Source organism: Chitinophaga niastensis (genome assembly GCF_003014755.1).
In the GTDB taxonomy this organism is placed as follows: domain Bacteria; phylum Bacteroidota; class Bacteroidia; order Chitinophagales; family Chitinophagaceae; genus Chitinophaga; species Chitinophaga niastensis.
On sequence record NZ_PYAW01000002.1, the window covers coordinates 1,555,537 to 1,572,482 of the forward strand.

At 44.6% G+C, this 16,946-nt stretch carries 13 protein-coding genes; 3 read left to right on the forward strand and 10 right to left on the reverse strand.

The features are described from left to right. Positions 1-3: 3 nt before the first annotated feature. Both CLV51_RS14650 and CLV51_RS14655 read left to right on the forward strand, forming a co-directional pair. Positions 4-777 (forward strand): ABC transporter ATP-binding protein, encoded by a 774-nt coding sequence (locus CLV51_RS14650; RefSeq protein WP_106528756.1) that lies wholly within the window; start codon positions 4-6, stop codon positions 775-777. A gap of 4 nt (positions 778-781) precedes the next feature. Then, positions 782-1,804, forward strand: a complete 1,023-nt coding sequence (locus tag CLV51_RS14655; protein WP_106528757.1) for an MlaD family protein — start codon at positions 782-784, stop codon at positions 1,802-1,804. A gap of 8 nt (positions 1,805-1,812) precedes the next feature. On the opposite strand, the gene CLV51_RS14660 is transcribed toward CLV51_RS14655, so the two are convergent. Together CLV51_RS14660 and CLV51_RS14665 are read right to left on the reverse strand one after the other, a co-directional pair. Continuing rightward, positions 1,813-2,517, reverse strand: coding sequence for a 3-keto-disaccharide hydrolase (locus tag CLV51_RS14660; protein WP_106528758.1), 705 nt, complete (start codon positions 2,515-2,517; stop codon positions 1,813-1,815). A 123-nt stretch (positions 2,518-2,640) separates the two neighbouring features. After that, entirely contained in the window at positions 2,641-3,348 is a 708-nt protein-coding gene (locus tag CLV51_RS14665) for a CDGSH iron-sulfur domain-containing protein (RefSeq protein ID WP_211301999.1), read from the reverse strand. Between the two features lie 169 nt (positions 3,349-3,517). Between CLV51_RS14665 and CLV51_RS14670 the strand changes: the two genes are divergently transcribed. Beyond that, positions 3,518-4,051 carry a DUF4337 domain-containing protein gene (locus CLV51_RS14670; RefSeq protein ID WP_106528759.1) on the forward strand — a complete coding sequence of 178 codons (534 nt, stop codon included), beginning with the start codon at positions 3,518-3,520 and terminating at the stop codon, positions 4,049-4,051. A 282-nt stretch (positions 4,052-4,333) separates the two neighbouring features. Here CLV51_RS14670 and CLV51_RS14675 read toward each other — a convergent pair whose 3' ends face one another. The 8 genes from CLV51_RS14675 to CLV51_RS14710 all read right to left on the reverse strand — a co-directional run bounded on the left by CLV51_RS14675 (position 4,334) and on the right by CLV51_RS14710 (position 16,940). Beyond that, complete coding sequence (locus CLV51_RS14675) at positions 4,334-5,686, reverse strand: alpha-L-fucosidase (protein WP_106528760.1); 1,353 nt, start codon at positions 5,684-5,686, stop codon at positions 4,334-4,336. Between the two features lie 21 nt (positions 5,687-5,707). Beyond that, positions 5,708-6,901, reverse strand: coding sequence for a DUF4998 domain-containing protein (locus CLV51_RS14680; protein WP_106528761.1), 1,194 nt, complete (start codon positions 6,899-6,901; stop codon positions 5,708-5,710). Positions 6,902-6,923: 22 nt separating this feature from the next. After that, positions 6,924-8,087, reverse strand: coding sequence for a DUF5000 domain-containing lipoprotein (locus CLV51_RS14685; protein ID WP_106528762.1), 1,164 nt, complete (start codon positions 8,085-8,087; stop codon positions 6,924-6,926). A 31-nt stretch (positions 8,088-8,118) separates the two neighbouring features. Next, the gene (locus tag CLV51_RS14690) at positions 8,119-10,014 is read right to left on the reverse strand and encodes a RagB/SusD family nutrient uptake outer membrane protein (protein ID WP_106528763.1); all 1,896 of its coding nucleotides are present in this window, start codon (positions 10,012-10,014) and stop codon (positions 8,119-8,121) included. Positions 10,015-10,036: 22 nt separating this feature from the next. Continuing rightward, positions 10,037-13,423 carry a TonB-dependent receptor gene (locus tag CLV51_RS14695; RefSeq protein ID WP_211302000.1) on the reverse strand — a complete coding sequence of 1,129 codons (3,387 nt, stop codon included), beginning with the start codon at positions 13,421-13,423 and terminating at the stop codon, positions 10,037-10,039. A gap of 267 nt (positions 13,424-13,690) precedes the next feature. Next, entirely contained in the window at positions 13,691-14,884 is a 1,194-nt protein-coding gene (locus CLV51_RS14700; protein ID WP_106528764.1) for a FecR family protein, read from the reverse strand. Between the two features lie 85 nt (positions 14,885-14,969). After that, positions 14,970-15,560 carry an RNA polymerase sigma factor gene (locus tag CLV51_RS14705; RefSeq protein ID WP_106528765.1) on the reverse strand — a complete coding sequence of 197 codons (591 nt, stop codon included), beginning with the start codon at positions 15,558-15,560 and terminating at the stop codon, positions 14,970-14,972. A gap of 210 nt (positions 15,561-15,770) precedes the next feature. Beyond that, on the reverse strand, positions 15,771-16,940 hold the full coding sequence (locus CLV51_RS14710) for a TlpA disulfide reductase family protein (RefSeq protein ID WP_158267025.1): 1,170 nt from the start codon (positions 16,938-16,940) through the stop codon (positions 15,771-15,773). Positions 16,941-16,946: the final 6 nt, after the last annotated feature.

Below are 16,946 nucleotides of genomic sequence, written 5' to 3' on the forward strand. Positions count from 1 at the left end.
CTTATGAAAAAAAATATGCAACATATTGATATGAATGAAACGGTGATCAGCATCCGGGATCTGTATAAATCTTTTGGAGAGAAACATGTTCTGGAGGGCATTAACCTGGACTTGCATAAAGGCGAAAACGTAGCGGTATTGGGCCGTTCAGGTACGGGAAAGTCGGTGCTGATAAAAATTATCATTGGGTTACTCAAGCCGGATGCCGGTACGGTAAAAGTATTGGGTGAGGAAGTGAGCCAGCTGGATGATGTGGCTTTGCGTGCCCTGCGCCTGAAAGTGGGCTTCTCCTTTCAAAGCAGCGCCTTGTATGATAGTATGACAGTAGGGGAAAACCTGGCCTTTCCCCTCAAAAGGAATAACCGGGAATTCACCCCGGAGCAAATCCGGAAAACGATTGACATCGTACTGGATGCCATCGGATTGCCGGAAACCATTAACCAGCTGCCGGCTGAGCTGTCTGGCGGACAAAAAAAACGAATTGGTATCGGCCGCACCCTGATCCTGCGGCCGGAAATTATGTTGTATGATGAACCTACTGCCGGCCTGGATCCTATTACCAGTATGGAACTCAACCGGCTCATTAATGCCGTAAAAGAAAGATTCAATACCAGCTCCATCATCATTACCCACGATCTTACCTGCGCTAAATCAGTAGGGGATAAGATAGCTGTAATGGATGATGGCAAATTTATCAGTCAGGGTACTTTTGATGAAGTGTTTACCGGAAATGAGGAGCTTATAAAAAGTTTTTACGATTATAACTTTATACAGTAAAGCTATGATAGCAACAGGAAAAAAACGCGCCGTGATTGTGGGGATATTTGTTTTTGTGGGCCTGGTGATCTTTGTCACCGCCATCATGATGCTGGGCAAACAACAAAAGTTATTTAACAGGTCGGTGCAGGTAAAAGCCATATTTAAAGATGTAAACGGACTCTCTGCAGGCCGGAACATCCTGTATTCCGGTGTGAAAATAGGTACGGTAAAGAAGATCAGTTTTGTGAAAACAAATGAGATTCTCGTATTGATGAATATAGATAAAAGCGCCCAGCAATATCTGCATAAAGATGTAATTGCCCGCATCAGCTCTGATGGTTTAATGGGTAATAAGATTGTGATGTTATCCGGTGGAACGCCTGGTATGCCCGTTATTGAAGAAGATGACCAGCTCGCAGTAGGCAGTGGATTAAGTACAGAAGAAATTATGAATACCCTGCAGGTAAATAACAAAAGCCTGGTGGAGATCACCGATAATCTCAAAGTGATCACTAAAAAGATGGTAGATGGACAAGGTACCATGGGCAAACTGCTCACAGAAGATACCATCTATAATAACCTGAATACTGCTATGGCAGGCCTCCGCACTACTGTCAATAATACGCAGCGGCTTACCGGTGCATTGTCGGCGTATACCGCAAAACTGCAAACCAAAGGCGCATTGTCCAACGACCTGGTAACTGATACCCTTGTGTTCTCCAACCTGAGATCAACCATAACACAAATGAATGAAGTAACACAACATGCCAACCAGGTGGTGCTGGACCTGCAACATGCCAGCTCCGGTATCAATGAAAATCTCCATAATCCCAAAGCGCCTGCCGGCATGTTGCTACAGGACGAAGATTTTGCGGAATCATTAAAACAAACCATCAAAAACCTGGAAGCAAGCACTGGCAAGCTGGATGAGAATATGGAGGCGTTAAAACATAATTTCCTGTTCAGAGGCTACTTCCGGAGAAAAGCAAAACAGGAGAAGATAGAACAGGAGGAAAAAACAAAACAGGTAAAGCAACAAAAATGATGTTGCAATTAATGCCCGTTTTTGGTTAATGCTGTAATCGGCGTAAAGTCTACTTTACGGAATTCCACTTCCGAACCTTCGGCCTGAATGGCAATGTTGCCTTTGCTGGCGGTACAGTTGGTACCATAATTTACCAGGTCACCGTTTACCCATACTTTAATAGCATTTCCCACACATTCAATGATCAGCGTATTCCATTCTCCCAGTGGTTTTTCTGATCCGTCTGTGAGATTTTTGATCCTGCGTTTTTTACCATCTACAGCACCCCATTCGCTTTTAGGACCGCGCCTTTTTTCCATATCCGGTACGGTAATATCTTCCCCGATACACCAGAAATCACCTGCATCTTTATGCTGCATCTGTACTTCAATTGATTTCGGGAACATCTGATACAATACACGCGGAGTGGAGGCAAATACCAGTACACCACAGTTGCCGGGTTTAGCGGGGAAGCGGTATTCTACATTCAGCCGGTAGTTTTGGTAGCTGGCATCAGTGATGATGTGTCCCTGTGGACTAGCCAGGCTCACAAATACGCCATTGCGCACAATAAAAGGGCTTTTCACGGATTTATCGGTGTCCATTGCCGGTACATCAATATGCCATCCGCTGAGATCTTTAAAATTAAAAAGGCTGCGTGTTTGCGCCTTTAATGTAACCGCGCAGCACAGCATAGCACCGGCAAGGAAGGTGGTAATAATACTAGTTTTCATACATGAATTATTTAGGGATAATCGCAGTGGCATAACTTTGAATGGAGTATCCCGCAGTGATTTTTGACAATAAATATAATTCATTGCCACGGGAAATCTGCATATTAAGTTTCAAGGCTGCGGCTACAGCCCATCTTTAAAACCAATGGAGGCATGTGAGCCGTCGCAGAAGGGTTTGTTGGCCGAAGCACCGCATCTGCAGAGTGTTACACGGTTACGCACTTCATAAGGTACACCGTCGGCGCCTGTGATTTCGATACCTCCCTGCAGCCAGAGTGGCCCGCTCACACCTTTCGAAGGGTCTTCAATAATGCCGATAGCCGGCTTCAGCTCGGGCTCTATCGGTGTTTTGGTCGCTTTGTCCCAGGCTACCAGTCTGCCGGAAGGACATGCTCCCACCTGTTTAATAAACTGTGCATGAACCGCCGGATCATCTGTATCGTTCACCATATTCCATACCTGTCCGTTAGGATCGCAGAAGCGTGCAAAGGCGCATAAGCCCTGTACATCTGTGAGCAGCATGTCGGGGCCTTCCATTATATCTGCTGCTTCTACATAGGGGATATGTCCGGCTGTTTCAGTGCCATCAAAATGAATGGTTTTATGGGTGCTGTCGCAAAATGGTTTATTTTTTGAATGGCCGCATCTGCAAAGATAAAATGGCTGTTCCGTTGCGGGAAAACTTTTCCCGGGTATCCATTTTTCCGATTCCTTATGCACAGTGGTACCAATGGTTTCCAGCCGTAAAGGCACGTCGCCGGTTACTTTATAAGGCCCGTTAAGGATTACTTTTACTTTGATACCTGCTGCTGGTTGCATTGTCTTTTTCATGCGGATATTTTTATTAAAGGTGGAAACGTAGATGAAAAACAAATAGTTTACCGCAATTGTTGCAGGAAGCCGCCTTAAAATCGGCTTAAGGTTGATGCCGGTTGAATGGCAGATAACACAATCCACGTATATTTAACACACATTATTGTTTCAATTTAATAATTATTTTATGGAAGAGATGGAAGTTCCTACGGAACACCTGCATGAGGCAATAAAAGAAAAAGCGGAAGAAGCAAGAGAAAGATGGGTGATGTATTTAGCCTTATCTACAGCATTCATTGCCGTATTAGCCGCTATTGCAGGATTATTGGGTGGCCATCATGCCAATGAGGCTATGATAGAAGAAATTAAAGCTTCTAATCAGTGGTCGTATTACCAATCCAAAAGTATTAAATCGGAATTAGCTGAGGCAACAGATAAAATATTGCTGCAGGTATCGTCCACGCCAATACCCGGTGATAACAAAGAGCGGATAGCACGCTACGAAAAAGAAAAAGAAACCATCAAACAAACGGCAGAAGCACATGAGAAAGCATCAGAAACACATCTGGAGCAACATAAGAACTTTGCTAAAGCAGTAACCATTTTCCAGATTGCCATCGCTATTTCAGCGATCGCCATACTTACCCGCAAACGTGTGTTATGGTATGGTGCAATTGCATTAACGCTTGCAGGAAGCTACTTTCTGTTCGCGGGGTTTTAGCGGATGTCTGAACTGTGATTTTTATGATTAGTATGATTATCCTGATGAGCGAAGATCTTAGCGGGTTTTGTCTGAACCAGGATTTTTAAGATTGAATGGATTACCCTGATGGATGTTATGTTGTTTGATTTGGAAAATATACGCGTATATCTTCACTATAATCTTCGGCACCCATCAGGGTAATCCATTCAATCTTAAAAATCCTGGTTCAGACAAAACCCGCTAAGATCTTCGCTCATCAGGATAATCACACTAATCATAAAAATCACAGTTCAGACAACACTACTGCAACACCAGTTCAATCACCGGCACTTCCACATTGGGCTTCTTTTCCGGCAGATTTAATATGATGTTATCATCTGCTGCTACTGAAAATTTCACTTCTGAATTATCATGCAGGAACTGGGCATATTTAATTTTATTTTTATAGCCGGGTAAGGTTAAAGTGTTGCTGTAATCCAGCAGGTGCACGTACAATCTTTTGGTAGTGGGATTGTAGGTGAGCATGGTATTCTGAGGCACTTTATATATTTCAGGAGCATAAGTACAACCATAAATAGATTCGCTGTTTCCCTTCATCCACTCGCCGATATTGCCTAAGGCGCTTTGTGCGCGATAGTCAAATACACCGCGGGCAGTGGGGCCTACATTTAAGATAAGGTTACCGCCTCCGCTCACAGAACCGATGAGCAGCTGCAATAATTCATGCGTGCTTTTCCACGAGTTTTCATCGCGGTAATATCCCCAGGAGCCGGAAAAGGTCTGGCAGGTTTCCCAGGTTTTGCCACGGTAGGGTGCCAGTTCATTTACTTTCACTTGTTCCGGGGTGAGGAAGTCAGCGCCATCTTCGTATTCATCCAGGTTTAGCCTGTTATCCACCAGGATGGATGGTTGCAGTTTCCGGATCATTTTCAGCAAGCCTACGGCATCCCAGTCATCTTTGTCTTTACCATGTTTGCCGGGATAGGAAAAGTCCAGCCACAGAATATCTATTTTGCCATATTTAGTCAGCAGTTCGGTTATCTGGTTGCGGAGGTATTGCCGGTATTTGTTCATATCCCTTCCCTTGTTGAGCCGCGCATAGGCGCTGTCAGCATCGCCGGCGGGTTGTTGCGGGTGTACGGCATCAATAGTGAAATCAGGATGATGCCAGTCTATCAGCGAATAATAGAAGCCTACCTTAATGCCTTCCGCACGAAATGCATCTACAAATTCTTTCACCAGGTCGCGTTTGGCGGGTGTGTTAGTGGCTTTATAGTCCGTGTATTTTGAATCAAATAAACAAAAGCCTTCATGGTGTTTGGTGGTGAGCACCGCGTATTTCATACCTGCTGCTTTCGCTTGTTTGGCCCATGTTTTTGGATCAAACTGATTCGGGTTAAATACATCGAAGTAGGTCTGATATTGCTCATTGGTGAGCTTCTCATTGTGCTTTACCCATTCATGGCGGGCAGGCAAGGCATACAGTCCCCAGTGGATGAACATGCCAAAGCGGTCATGTGTCCACCAGGCCATCCGTTGTTCTTTTTGTTCGGCTGTTTCATTCCCGATTCTCTTTTTTTCCTGTGCCTGCAGAGAAATGACAGGTGCACATAACAGTGCTGCTATCAGTAATTGCTTGAGTTGTTTAGTCATAATAGTTGAGCTGTTAAAAAATTATTTGTCTCTCATTAGTGATACTTTATTAATCCTGATCGTTTGTTCTGCCGGTGAGCTCAGGGAGCCTGTAAAGCCCACTGTGACAGTTGTTGGTGCTGCCAGGATAAAGGCTGCAGATGCCAGTTTATTAGCATTACTGCTAAATTTTGAGGTCGACAGAGCGGTGTTGATATTTTCCACATCAGGTAGCTGATTACCTGCTGCTACCGCCAGGTAAGTAGCCTGCAACGTATTATCGATGTTGGATACGGTAGCCTCAAACCGGTAGCTCCCGGCGGGCAAAGTAATGGTTTGATATATTTTGCCATTGGTAATGGTGCCGTTGTCCCATATCCAGAGGGTGAGTCTGCCGGTGCCACCTATTTCATCATAAGTACCATTTTTACTTGCTTCACTGTTGTATTGCCAGTCTTGTACCTGCCCAAAGCGGCCGCCAAAGGGTTTTGCAGGATCTTTGATAAAAGGACTGCCGGCATTTCGTATATATGTCTGCGTTACATCTTCCTTAATATTTCTTGTTTCCCAGGCGGTGTAAAAAGTATCTACGGCCAGGGTATCCGGTAAGTATAAGGTGCGGCTGCGGAAGCTGCTCATAGAAAGATAATTATCCAGTATCGTTACCTGTCCTTCCGGATGTGCTTTCAGGATGGTATCATGTGCCGTGTTATCACTGGTGGTATATTGTAATTGCATACCAATGATACCGCGGGTAGTGTCAATGTTGACCCATGATATTGCTGCATGGCCATTCTGCATTTCTGCATTGTTAAAAGCACGGGAGAGGAGCGCCGTTTCATACAACGGACCATAAACGATACCGGTGCCTTCTGTTTTCACCGATACATTGCCATCTTTATCATAATTAAATATTTCAAAAGTATAGGCTCTTTCTTCCAGGTTGTTAACAATATAACGAATGGTATCTACGCCGCCGCTGCGCTTAATATCCAGTGTGGCAGAGTCATTCCGGTTGTTCCAGTATATTTTTGATTTTACGATTTTGGGATCTGAGATCAGCAACCAGGACAATTGTACCCGGTTGCGGCCCGAATGTACCAATAAAGAATCTGCTTTGCCGGTATAGATGATTTCGCCTCCTTCCAGGAACTTTTTATAATCATCCTGCTTGCGACAGGCACTGATGGCTGTGAGCAGGAGTAGCAGGAAAATGATATTATTCAATATGCGCATAGAATTTTTTTTGTGATGATGATCATTTATCGTTACCCCAGAATCTCATCTCCTGGATATTTGCGGCATAGCCACCATCTGTCCATGTCCGCAATATTTTTACGCGGATGTATCTTACACGTGGTGCATCAAAAGGTACGGTCATCTGCTCACCGGCAGCACCGGCGTCTTTGTCGTCCTGTGTAACCGATCCTACCGGCAGTCCGGAAGGCTTTATTACGGTATGTTCTATTATCCTGGTCCAGTTATTCCAGCTGCCATCAGACGGTGGATTTACAGAGCCCCAGATTTCAAATTTCCGTACGTTGTTCTGCAGGTATAACCATTCATTAGGGCGTTGCCATAAGCCAATGCGGCTCAGCTGCGCGGTTACACCCAAATCAAAAGTGATCCACATCGGCATGCCATCCAGCTTATCTGTAGAATGCCACAGGGTACCGTTCCATAAATTAGGGATGGGTAACCCCCAGCCGTAGTCTACATCTCCGGGGAGTTTTACTTCTCTGAAATTATTTTTGTCCAGCAATTTTTCGAAGAGCGGTACAAATTCCTGTATCATCGTATCGGATTGATTGCCCCAGCGATCTCTGATAAAAAAGCCAAACTTTCTTTTATCTGCGGTATATCCTCTCACCGCATAACTGCCAGCTTGCAGCTTGGTGTAATGTGTATCAGCAGGACCAAATACCCCGCTTGAATCGGTGGTAAGAGTAACGATAGCGATGTCTGCTTTGCTGACATTCGCAAAAGCGATGTTTATGCCGCCAAAATCAGCTTTAACCACCAGTGAGTGACTCACCGATAACACCGGCGGCAGTTGCGGCTGTACGGTGGTGGTAACGACATCGGATTGTTCTTCATTGCGACTTACCACATACAGGGAAATCACATGAGGTAATGTATCACCAAAACCATCTACAATCAATGCATTGTTATAGTAGGAAGATCTTATTTCCCGCTTTACACCTGGTTGGTTTTCGTATTCAGCTTTTACATACAGGATATCTTTATTTTCAGGCAGACTATAAGTAATCTTCGCAGCACCGGGTAAATCCTGAATAGTTACATTCTTTAAGATACCTGGTCTGTCTCCTTTGCCATTCACAGGCGTATGCATTTCTTTTGTACAGGCGGCCATCAGGATAAAAAGAGGGCCGGTTAGCAGCAATAATTTATACGGTTTCATTTTATCAGCTTTTTAAGTAAGTAAAAGGTGATTACCATCCAAAGTTTTGTACCAGCTTACGGTTGGCCAGCAGGTCCCAGGAACTAAGCGGCCAGAAGTAATTGCGTGTTTGAAAGGTTTGACGGTACAGTGTTCTGATGCGATAGTAAAAAATGGGATCCGACTGTTCTACATCCCATCCGGTTACCTGTTTATTCATCTCTTCCATAGATCTTTTCCATCTGCGCAGATCCCAGAAACGGGTGCCTTCCATAGAAAATTCGATGAGCCTTTCCTGTTGAATAATCTGCCGTAAACCTTCTTTGGTCTGGAATTTTCCGGGTTGACTGGAATAGTTGCTCCAGGATGTTTGTACACCTTTTAAACCGGCTCTATCCCGCACGAGATCGATGTATTTAAAGGCATCGGGTTGCGGGCCACTCTGTTCATTCAATGCCTCTGCATATAAGAGATAAAGATCCGCAAGGCGCATCACCGGCCAGCTGTAGGGTTCTATGTGGATACTCTGACCTTCCTGTATCACATACTTCCAGTTGACCAGTTTTTTAGCGAAATAACCGGTTACATTGTTATCATAAATATTTTTCCGGGTTTGCCACTGGCCTGCTTTGCTCTCTATGTGAAAAATACCGTTCTGCATATACCATACAGCACCGTCAAAGGCGAGATCAGCATAAAAGCGGGGCTCCCTGTTGAAGTGTAGCGAGACTGTCTGATAACCTTCCTGTATCAGTTCTCCTTCCGCTTTTGTAGCTGTTCTCAGCTGGTACCTGTTGGCATAATCCCATGTTTTATCTTCGTTAATGGGTACACCTTTATCCGAGTAAAACTGTTCCGCTATTTTCATGGTGGGTGCTATACAACCCAGGCTTATTTCATTGGCTATCCTCGCAGGATCCAGTCGTGGCATAGACTGCCGCTGTAACTCATAAGTTTTACTGTTAGGGTTATTCCAGATAATTTCAGGATTCCATTCTTCACAAACGCTGTTTCGTATCGTCATTTGCCTGGTGAGCGTATCTGAAAGTGTAACACCCAGCTGGTTGAATTTGTAGAGCTGCATGCCGCTATTTTCACACATGTCTATGGCTGCTTTGCAGGCAGTAGCTGCTTTTTCCCATTTATGCGCATCATAAGCGGGATTAAACAGAGCAGATCCATCATAGTTCCTGAACCCGTTATATTCGATATTGCCATTAAACAGCGGGCTGGCGGCTGTTACCAGTATACGGGCCTTGATGGCCAATGCAATTGGTTTAGTAATGCGGCCCAGCTCAGTGGCTTTATCTGTAATGATTCCCGGCAGGTTTATAGTTGCAGAATCCAGTAGGGCAGTGATATAGTTTACCACACTATCTACATGTACACGTGGTACTTTGGTTTCTTCTGAAGTGCTGGAAATAGGCAGGTTTTTATCAATGATAGGAATGGGACCGTACATGCGTAAAAGCATCCAGTGGTAGTAGGCTTTCAGAAACATAACTTCTGCCTTCCAGCGGTCTTTTTCACTCTGTCGCATGTCTGCTACCTTGTCTACATTGTCCAGGAAAATATTGCAATCACGCAATGCCTGGAAATTGTAGTTCCAGGTAGACATATAAATATTATTGGCACTCTGAAAACCCAGTCCTATCTGCCAGGGTGCATCACTGGTGCTGTAGGGGCGTACCATCCAGAACTCATCACCAGCAAGTAAAGCAGGATTGGACGAGAGATCACCGTCATTCGGGAGATAGGAATAACAGGTGAAAAGATATTTTTCTGCTTCCAGCCGCAACGTAAAAGCATTGTCTATGGTAGCCACATTGTCCGGTACTACGTCCAGGAATTTTTTGCAGGCCGGTAGTTGCAGCAGCAACAAACATAACAGGATCTGTTTTATTTGCCGGCGGTAGCAGGAGTATAAATGAGCGATGTTGTATTTCATTTTTGTACAGTTAAACGGTTAATCAAAGTCCAACGTTAATACCAATGTTCACTACCCGTTGCACCGGATAGCCAAGGCCATCGCCGCCCATTTCGGGGTCCCAGGTTTTAAATTTGCTGATCGCAAACAGGTTTAATGCGTTGGCATAAATCCTCGTATTGGTCATATGCACTTTATCCAACAATGATTTGGGGAATGAGTATCCCAGTTCCACTGTTTTTAATCGCAGGAAATTACCACTGCGCATCCACCAGGTAGAGTTTTGATTATTATTGTTGACAAAATAATTGCTCAGTCGTGGCCAGAAAGCATACAGATTCCTGTCGCTTTCACTCCAGTGATCATTGGCCACTGCATTCAATAAGCCATGCTGGCCGCCGCCATTGAGTACAAAAGGAGAAATGATGTAAGAGTTTATCCAGAAAGAAGAACGTGCAGATCCCTGGAAGAAACAACTCAGATCAAATTGTTTATATCCAAATGAAAACCCGAAGCCATAGGTAATCTCCGGAGTGGTAGGCAATCCTATGGGTACCATATCGGCTTCTGTAATTTTACCATCATGGTTTACATCCCTGTATTTGATATCTCCGCCCATTACTGCCTGGCCCCAGTTCTGGTAAGCGGAGTTAGCTACTTCCTGGTCATCTACAAACAAGCGTTCTGCTATATAGCCGAAGTTTTGCGACAGTGAATACCCTACATGTGAGCGATAAGCTTCGGGGTATTGTGGTTCTTCATTAACCAGCAGTTTACTGGTGGCATAAGTAAAGGTGCCGCGCAATTGTATGAACGTGTTGTTGCTGAAACTTTTCGTATAGTCCATAGAGAGATCCACACCCTTACCGGCTGCTTCTCCTACGTTGGCCTGTATAGGCGCACTGAGGCCCATGGTACTTGGTATAGTGCTACGCACCATTAATATATTGGTGCGATGTTCTTTGTATACATCTACCTGTATGTTCAGGGCATTGAACAGGCCTAATTCTAATCCGAGATTTGTTTTGTAGGATTTTTCCCAGGTGATATCACGGTTTTCGTACCGGTTCACATTTACGCCTGGCCTGCCGTAGCTGTTCTTTTCTCCAAAACTGGCGCCTTTCCATCCGGCATTCATATTTACATCAGACAAGTAAAAAAAGCGATCATTCTCATTACCAATCTGGTCGTTACCTACCAGTCCGTAAGTAGCTCTTAACTTCAGCTTATCAATTGTTTTTTCCAGTGGCTTAAAGAATTTTTCATTTTGAATATTCCATGCAACGCCGGCAGACGGGAAAAAACCGAAGCGGTGATTGGAAGCAAAACGTTCGGAGCCATTATAACCGAAGTTCACTTCTGCCAGGTAACGGGTATCATAATCATAGGTAAATCTGCCGGATATACCCTGGTTGCGATGCGGGAGTGAGGTTTGCAGATCATTGGCATTACCGCTGAGATAATTGCGGAATAGGCCGATCAGCATACCAGACACGTTGTGCACCTTGTTAAACTGTTGACTATAATTCACCGCCGCTTCCATGTAAGAAGTAGTATTCAGTACCCTGTTACCCGGACTGTAATTAAGATATTCAGTACCGTTGGTGTTGAGCGGCTGTAACGTCGGATTTTTTGTGTAAGCATCATAGCTCATACCATAGAAAAAAGGCGAATACTGACGGGTGATGTCAAAATAAGAATAACGCTCTGTATAGGCCATCATCCTGCCGGTAAGACCGGGCAAAAGAAATTTAAAACCCTGTTTCATTTCCAGTTGCACCAGCAGGGTAGAAGTGTTGTATTGCTGATAGCCGGATACAGAGTTGGCATATGGGTTATTATACAGGTTGCTGGCATCACCGGGGACACCGGAGAATCCTGGTTTTACGGCGTTACCAAACAATGGATGTTTATATTCCGGCGCATAGCTGCCGGGATAGGATGCAGGAAACATTACCGGGTTAGCCCATACTGTTTGTGCAAACAGTCCGGCACCACCGCCTACAGGGCCATTGTATCCATCAAACTGGCCATAGGTGCGCACGACAGCTTGTGTAGTAGGGGTAAGATTTATATTGACATTAGACCGGAGCGAATAATTTTTTAGTTTGATGTTACTGTTAAAGTTATTCCGCTTGTCTACATTCAGAACACCGTTATCTACGTTGTAAGTGCCTGCAATGTAGAACTGTGCTACCTTTCCACCGCCTTTCAAACTAAAGTTGGTGCGCTGGTTAACAGTATAATCCTTAATCAATTGTTTGATCCAGTTATTATTAGGGTATAACAACGGATCATCACCTGCGGCCGTATGATCAATTTTAGATTGCGGATATTGTACAATGCCCAGTGGATCTCTTGTCAGCACCGCTTCATTGGCCAGTTTCATGTAAGTGATATTATCTGCAAACTGGAAGTTGCGGGTATTGCTGGAGATAGAATTTTCGAAGCGCACATTAAGCGTAGTTTTTGCTTCCACACCTGATTTGGTGTTCACCAGTACTACTCCGTTAGCACCCCTCGCGCCATACAGCGAAGAAGCGGTGGCATCTTTTAAAATAGAGAAGCCGGCTATATCATCCGGTTGCAGGCGGGCCAGATCGGTGGTACTGGATTCCATACCATCTATCAATATCAGTGGATCTACTTTACCGGTGCCGAAAGTGGTCAATCCCCTGATGAAAAAGCTGGCATTATCCTTTCCGGGTTCACCGCTGCGCTGATAGGAAATAACACCGGCCAGTCTGCCGGCAAGCATGGTGGTAAGGTTGCTGGTTGGGCCTTTCAGCTCTTTAGGGTTGATGCTGGTAACTGCACTAACCATGCTGGCTTTTTTCTGTGTACCATAGGCCACTACCACTACTTCACCTACATCGGATACTTTTTGCTGCATCACTATTTTAAGCAGCTTCTCATTTTTTATCTGTACCGTCACGGGTATCATTCCTATCATGGAAAAGCTGAGACTATCGCCCACATTGGCTTCTATTGTAAATATGCCCATCTCATCGGTCAGTGAGTTGGTATGGGATGATTTATTCACAACGCTAACGCCTACCATAGGTGTACCTCTGGCTTCTGTTACCTGCCCTTTTATTTTGATGCGCAGGTTTTGCGGCACAGAGGTAGGAATAGCAGGTTTTCGTTTAATGATGATCGTTTTATTGACGATGGAATAGGTAAGTGGCTGATCCTTAAAAACCACTTCCAGTGCATGTTCCAGGGGTACCTCATCCTGGGCACAATCTACTGGTCTGGCATTGCTGAGCATCTCCAGATCAAATACAAAAAGGTAGCCTGTTTGTTTTCTGATAGATTTCATTACATCCAGCAACGAAGCTGCCTTGACATGCAGCGTTACCTGCTGTGCATATCCTGTTGCATTTGCCTGCAATATCAGGGAGAGCACCAGTAGAAAGGTTAGTTTCATGGGGAAAAGGATTTTTGTGCACAAAAGAATGAGTCGGGCACGGAGCCGGACTTTTGGATGTGTTTGCATCATTTGTTGCTGCCAGATTTTAGTGTTAAGGTTGATAAATACCATTCGTTGCGGAAGGTGATGACATAGCATAGCCAGGGGCGTGTTAATCGCCCGGATATTATTCACCCTCTTTAAACTGCGCTGCGTGCTGTTAAGCCATTATTGGTTTTGGTTGACTATTTTCTATTTTCATAACTGGTGGTGTATTGTAGGTGATTATGGAATTACGGTAATTGTTTTATCGGTTACTTTAAAATGAATACTACCTGTGGCCTCCAGCATTTGCAGTACTTCTGCCAGGTTTTGTTTTCGTGGAATCGCACCCGTATAGGCTTTATCATTTACGGCGCCTTCATATACCACATCCATATCGTACCAGCGGGCTAATTGCCGCATAATACTTTTGATGTTGCCATTAAATTCAAAACGTCCTTCCGTCCATGCAATAGCTAAATCAATATCAGCAGTGCTGATGGTAATATCGTTCTGTGCTTTGTTAAGCGATGCCTGTTGCCCCGGCTGCAAACGCCTGGTAGTTGCTTCATTGATCACATTTACAGCGCCTTCCAGTAAAGTGGTACGGATTTCTTTTTCATCTTCATAGGCCATTACATTAAAATGAGTACCCAGTACCGCGATCTGCATGTTATCGACTTTTACTATAAAAGGCTGCTGCGGATTTGGCGCTATCTCAAAATATACTTCTCCCTGTATAACCACTTCGCGTTCGTGGCCTTTGAACAGGGTAGGGAAACGGATAGATGAAGCGGTGTTTAACAACGCTTTGGTACCATCGGGTAATACAACCTGGTAAGTGCCTCCCTTGTTTGTAAACACGGTATTCCAGGTAGGCTTTATATTATTATCTCCGTTGGATACCGTATTATTATAAGCCAGCTGATTATCTTTTTTGCTGGCTGATAAACCTGCCTGCACATTTACGTCCTCCTGCTTGTTTTGCTCCAGGTCAATAACGGTACCATTTCCCAATACCAGCCTGGCGTGGTCTTTCCCGGTACCGGCAGAACGTGTGGTAGCCATTGTTGTTGTTGGAGCACTGCTTTTCATATATAACTTATATCCTGTTGTTACCAGGGCGCCAAGGATACAAGCGGCTATTGTTATGCGTTTCCATGCTGGTAAGGACCTTATCTTTACAACGGGAAGTGCTGCGGGTTGCTCCTGCATGATGGTTTGCAGGATACCGGCTGCTATGTGATCCGGCATAGCTGCTATTTCTTCGGCATCCTCTTCTTCTTCGGCGTTAAGCAATAATGTATCCAGCAACTGTTTTAGTTCAATATCATGTGCGGATTGCTCCAGCATTGACATCAATTCCTGCTGTTCTTCCGGCGTACATTGTTGCTTATAATACCGGTTAAACAGGTATCTGAAACGGGATACTGTCATGAATGATGATTTGTTTTTTTAGTGTACTTAATAAGGAGACTACAAAAAGAAGCAGATGGGTTAGTGTCTGCAAAAAAAAATCGATTTAGCTCAAAAACCAGATCAGGCAGAGAAAAGTATTGAGGTCCATACGTGCCAGGCAAAAGGCGCGGATAGACCGCATTGCATTGGCCAGGTGTACTTTTATAGTTTCGGGAGATAACTGAAGCCGCGCGGCAATTTCATTTCTTTTAAGGCCTTCTTCTTTGCTCAGTTTATAGATCAGGCATTGTTGCGGGGGAAGCTGCGCAATGGCGCGTTGCAGGATCTGTTCATATTCCTTGTGAATAATATGGACATCTTTTTCATCCGGTATGGCTGATACGGCAGCAGATAGTTCTGTTTCCATCCGCTGTTCACGGGCCAGCAATTTAAGCGAGGTGAAAATATGATTGCGGGCAACGGTAAAAAGATAAGCCTTGAAGTGTTCCACCTCGTGCAGCACCTGCCGCTTTAACCACATCTTCATAAACACCTCCTGTACGGCATCCTCTGCCTGGGAACCAGATCCCAGCAGCCGGAAGGCAATTACGTATATGCGGTGACGATAATGGTGGAAAAGGCTGGCAAAAGCAGCATCATTGCCTTGAGCAAGGCGCTGTATCAGTTCTTTTTCATTGTAAGTAGGAATTTCCATACATGGTTACATGGATGGGTAAATTACTACTCCCTGTATATTTTGCTAGCGCAATATTCTCCGCTAGTAATATTATTTTAGCTTTTAGCGGTTAGCTTTTAGTTTTTAGGAAAATGCAGCGGAAATAAACACTTATATACTATCATCTCCGCTGCATTTTCCTAAAAGCTAACCGCTAAAAGCTAACCGCTAAAAGCTAACCGCTAAAAGCTAAAAAACTTTCTTCAGCGCTTCATCCAGGTCCGTACCACCAGCACCCACAATTTTAAAGATGATCTTACCATCTTTATCCAGCAGTATTTTGGTAGGGAAACCAGAGATGGCATATTTTGTTACCAGGTCATCTTTCTCTTTACCAAAATTATTCAACACCTGTATCCATGGAAGGCCATCACCCTGTATCGCCTTCAGCCACGCACCTTTAGCCTGTTCAAGTTCGCCGGCTTTTTCATCTGCGATACCTACAATTTCCAGCCCTTTGCCTTTGTATTCGGTATATAACTCTTTCAGATGCGGGTGACTGGCCCTGCAGGGACCGCACCAGCTACCCCAGAAATCCAGCAGTACATATTTTCCTTTTAGGGAAGATAACGTGAACGGCTGTCCGTTGTTATCGGTTTTGGTGAAATTGATAGCGGTGGCGCCTAACTCCGTCGCTTTGGTGCCCGCTACTTTACCGGCAACATATTTACCGAGGAAGGTTTCTTTATATGCGGGCGCCAGGTTATTAAAAACTTTTTCATATTCAGCCGCAGTATAATCGCTGTACATAGTGGTCAGCAATGTGATACTCACGTAGGATGCCGGATGCGTGGCAACGAATTGTTTTTGCACTTCTTTTGTCTGATCGGCTGTTTTGCCCATTTCCGCCATCAGCTCCTTGCGGAGTGTGCTGTCTTCCGGCCTGCGGTGTGACAGCGACTGTTGCTTCATCTCCCAGCTTTTTTGTGTTAAGGGCAGCGTTTTCTTTTTCAGTGCATTGAGTTCATCATTTTCTTTGCCGCCTTTTACGGTGGCCTTGTATAAGGTGGTGGCATCACCATCTATTCGTATGCTCGTACCAGTTAGTATAAACTCTAAACGTGGTGCAGGTACAAACATACCACCCTTTGACATTTCAAAGCGACTGGCAGGGTGGCCGGATATTACCGTCACCAATACCGGGCCTTCTACATTTCCTTTGAAAATAAACTGGTCGCCGTTAATGACTTGTGGCGTATCCCGTACAGCTCCTTTTGCGGTATGATAGTTCAATGTAACTTTATAATCGCCTTGTCCTTTGATGTTAGCGGTTACGGTGTAAGGTTTCTGTTGTGCCAGTAAACCCTGAAGAGAGGCCAGCAGCAAGCTGCCGGCCATTATAATGGTTGGTTTGTTCATATACAT

Coding starts and splice junctions, on each gene's coding strand:
- CLV51_RS14660 (WP_106528758.1), bottom strand. CDS start 2,517: ATGAAAACTAGTATTATTACCACCTTCCTTGCCGGTGCTATGCTGTGC.
- CLV51_RS14685 (WP_106528762.1), bottom strand. CDS start 8,087: ATGAAACCGTATAAATTATTGCTGCTAACCGGCCCTCTTTTTATCCTG.
- CLV51_RS14670 (WP_106528759.1), top strand. CDS start 3,518: ATGGAAGAGATGGAAGTTCCTACGGAACACCTGCATGAGGCAATAAAA.
- CLV51_RS14695 (WP_211302000.1), bottom strand. CDS start 13,423: ATGAAACTAACCTTTCTACTGGTGCTCTCCCTGATATTGCAGGCAAAT.
- CLV51_RS14700 (WP_106528764.1), bottom strand. CDS start 14,884: ATGACAGTATCCCGTTTCAGATACCTGTTTAACCGGTATTATAAGCAA.
- CLV51_RS14650 (WP_106528756.1), top strand. CDS start 4: ATGAAAAAAAATATGCAACATATTGATATGAATGAAACGGTGATCAGC.
- CLV51_RS14680 (WP_106528761.1), bottom strand. CDS start 6,901: ATGCGCATATTGAATAATATCATTTTCCTGCTACTCCTGCTCACAGCC.
- CLV51_RS14655 (WP_106528757.1), top strand. CDS start 782: ATGATAGCAACAGGAAAAAAACGCGCCGTGATTGTGGGGATATTTGTT.
- CLV51_RS14665 (WP_211301999.1), bottom strand. CDS start 3,348: ATGAAAAAGACAATGCAACCAGCAGCAGGTATCAAAGTAAAAGTAATC.
- CLV51_RS14690 (WP_106528763.1), bottom strand. CDS start 10,014: ATGAAATACAACATCGCTCATTTATACTCCTGCTACCGCCGGCAAATA.
- CLV51_RS14675 (WP_106528760.1), bottom strand. CDS start 5,686: ATGACTAAACAACTCAAGCAATTACTGATAGCAGCACTGTTATGTGCA.
- CLV51_RS14710 (WP_158267025.1), bottom strand. CDS start 16,940: ATGAACAAACCAACCATTATAATGGCCGGCAGCTTGCTGCTGGCCTCT.
- CLV51_RS14705 (WP_106528765.1), bottom strand. CDS start 15,560: ATGGAAATTCCTACTTACAATGAAAAAGAACTGATACAGCGCCTTGCT.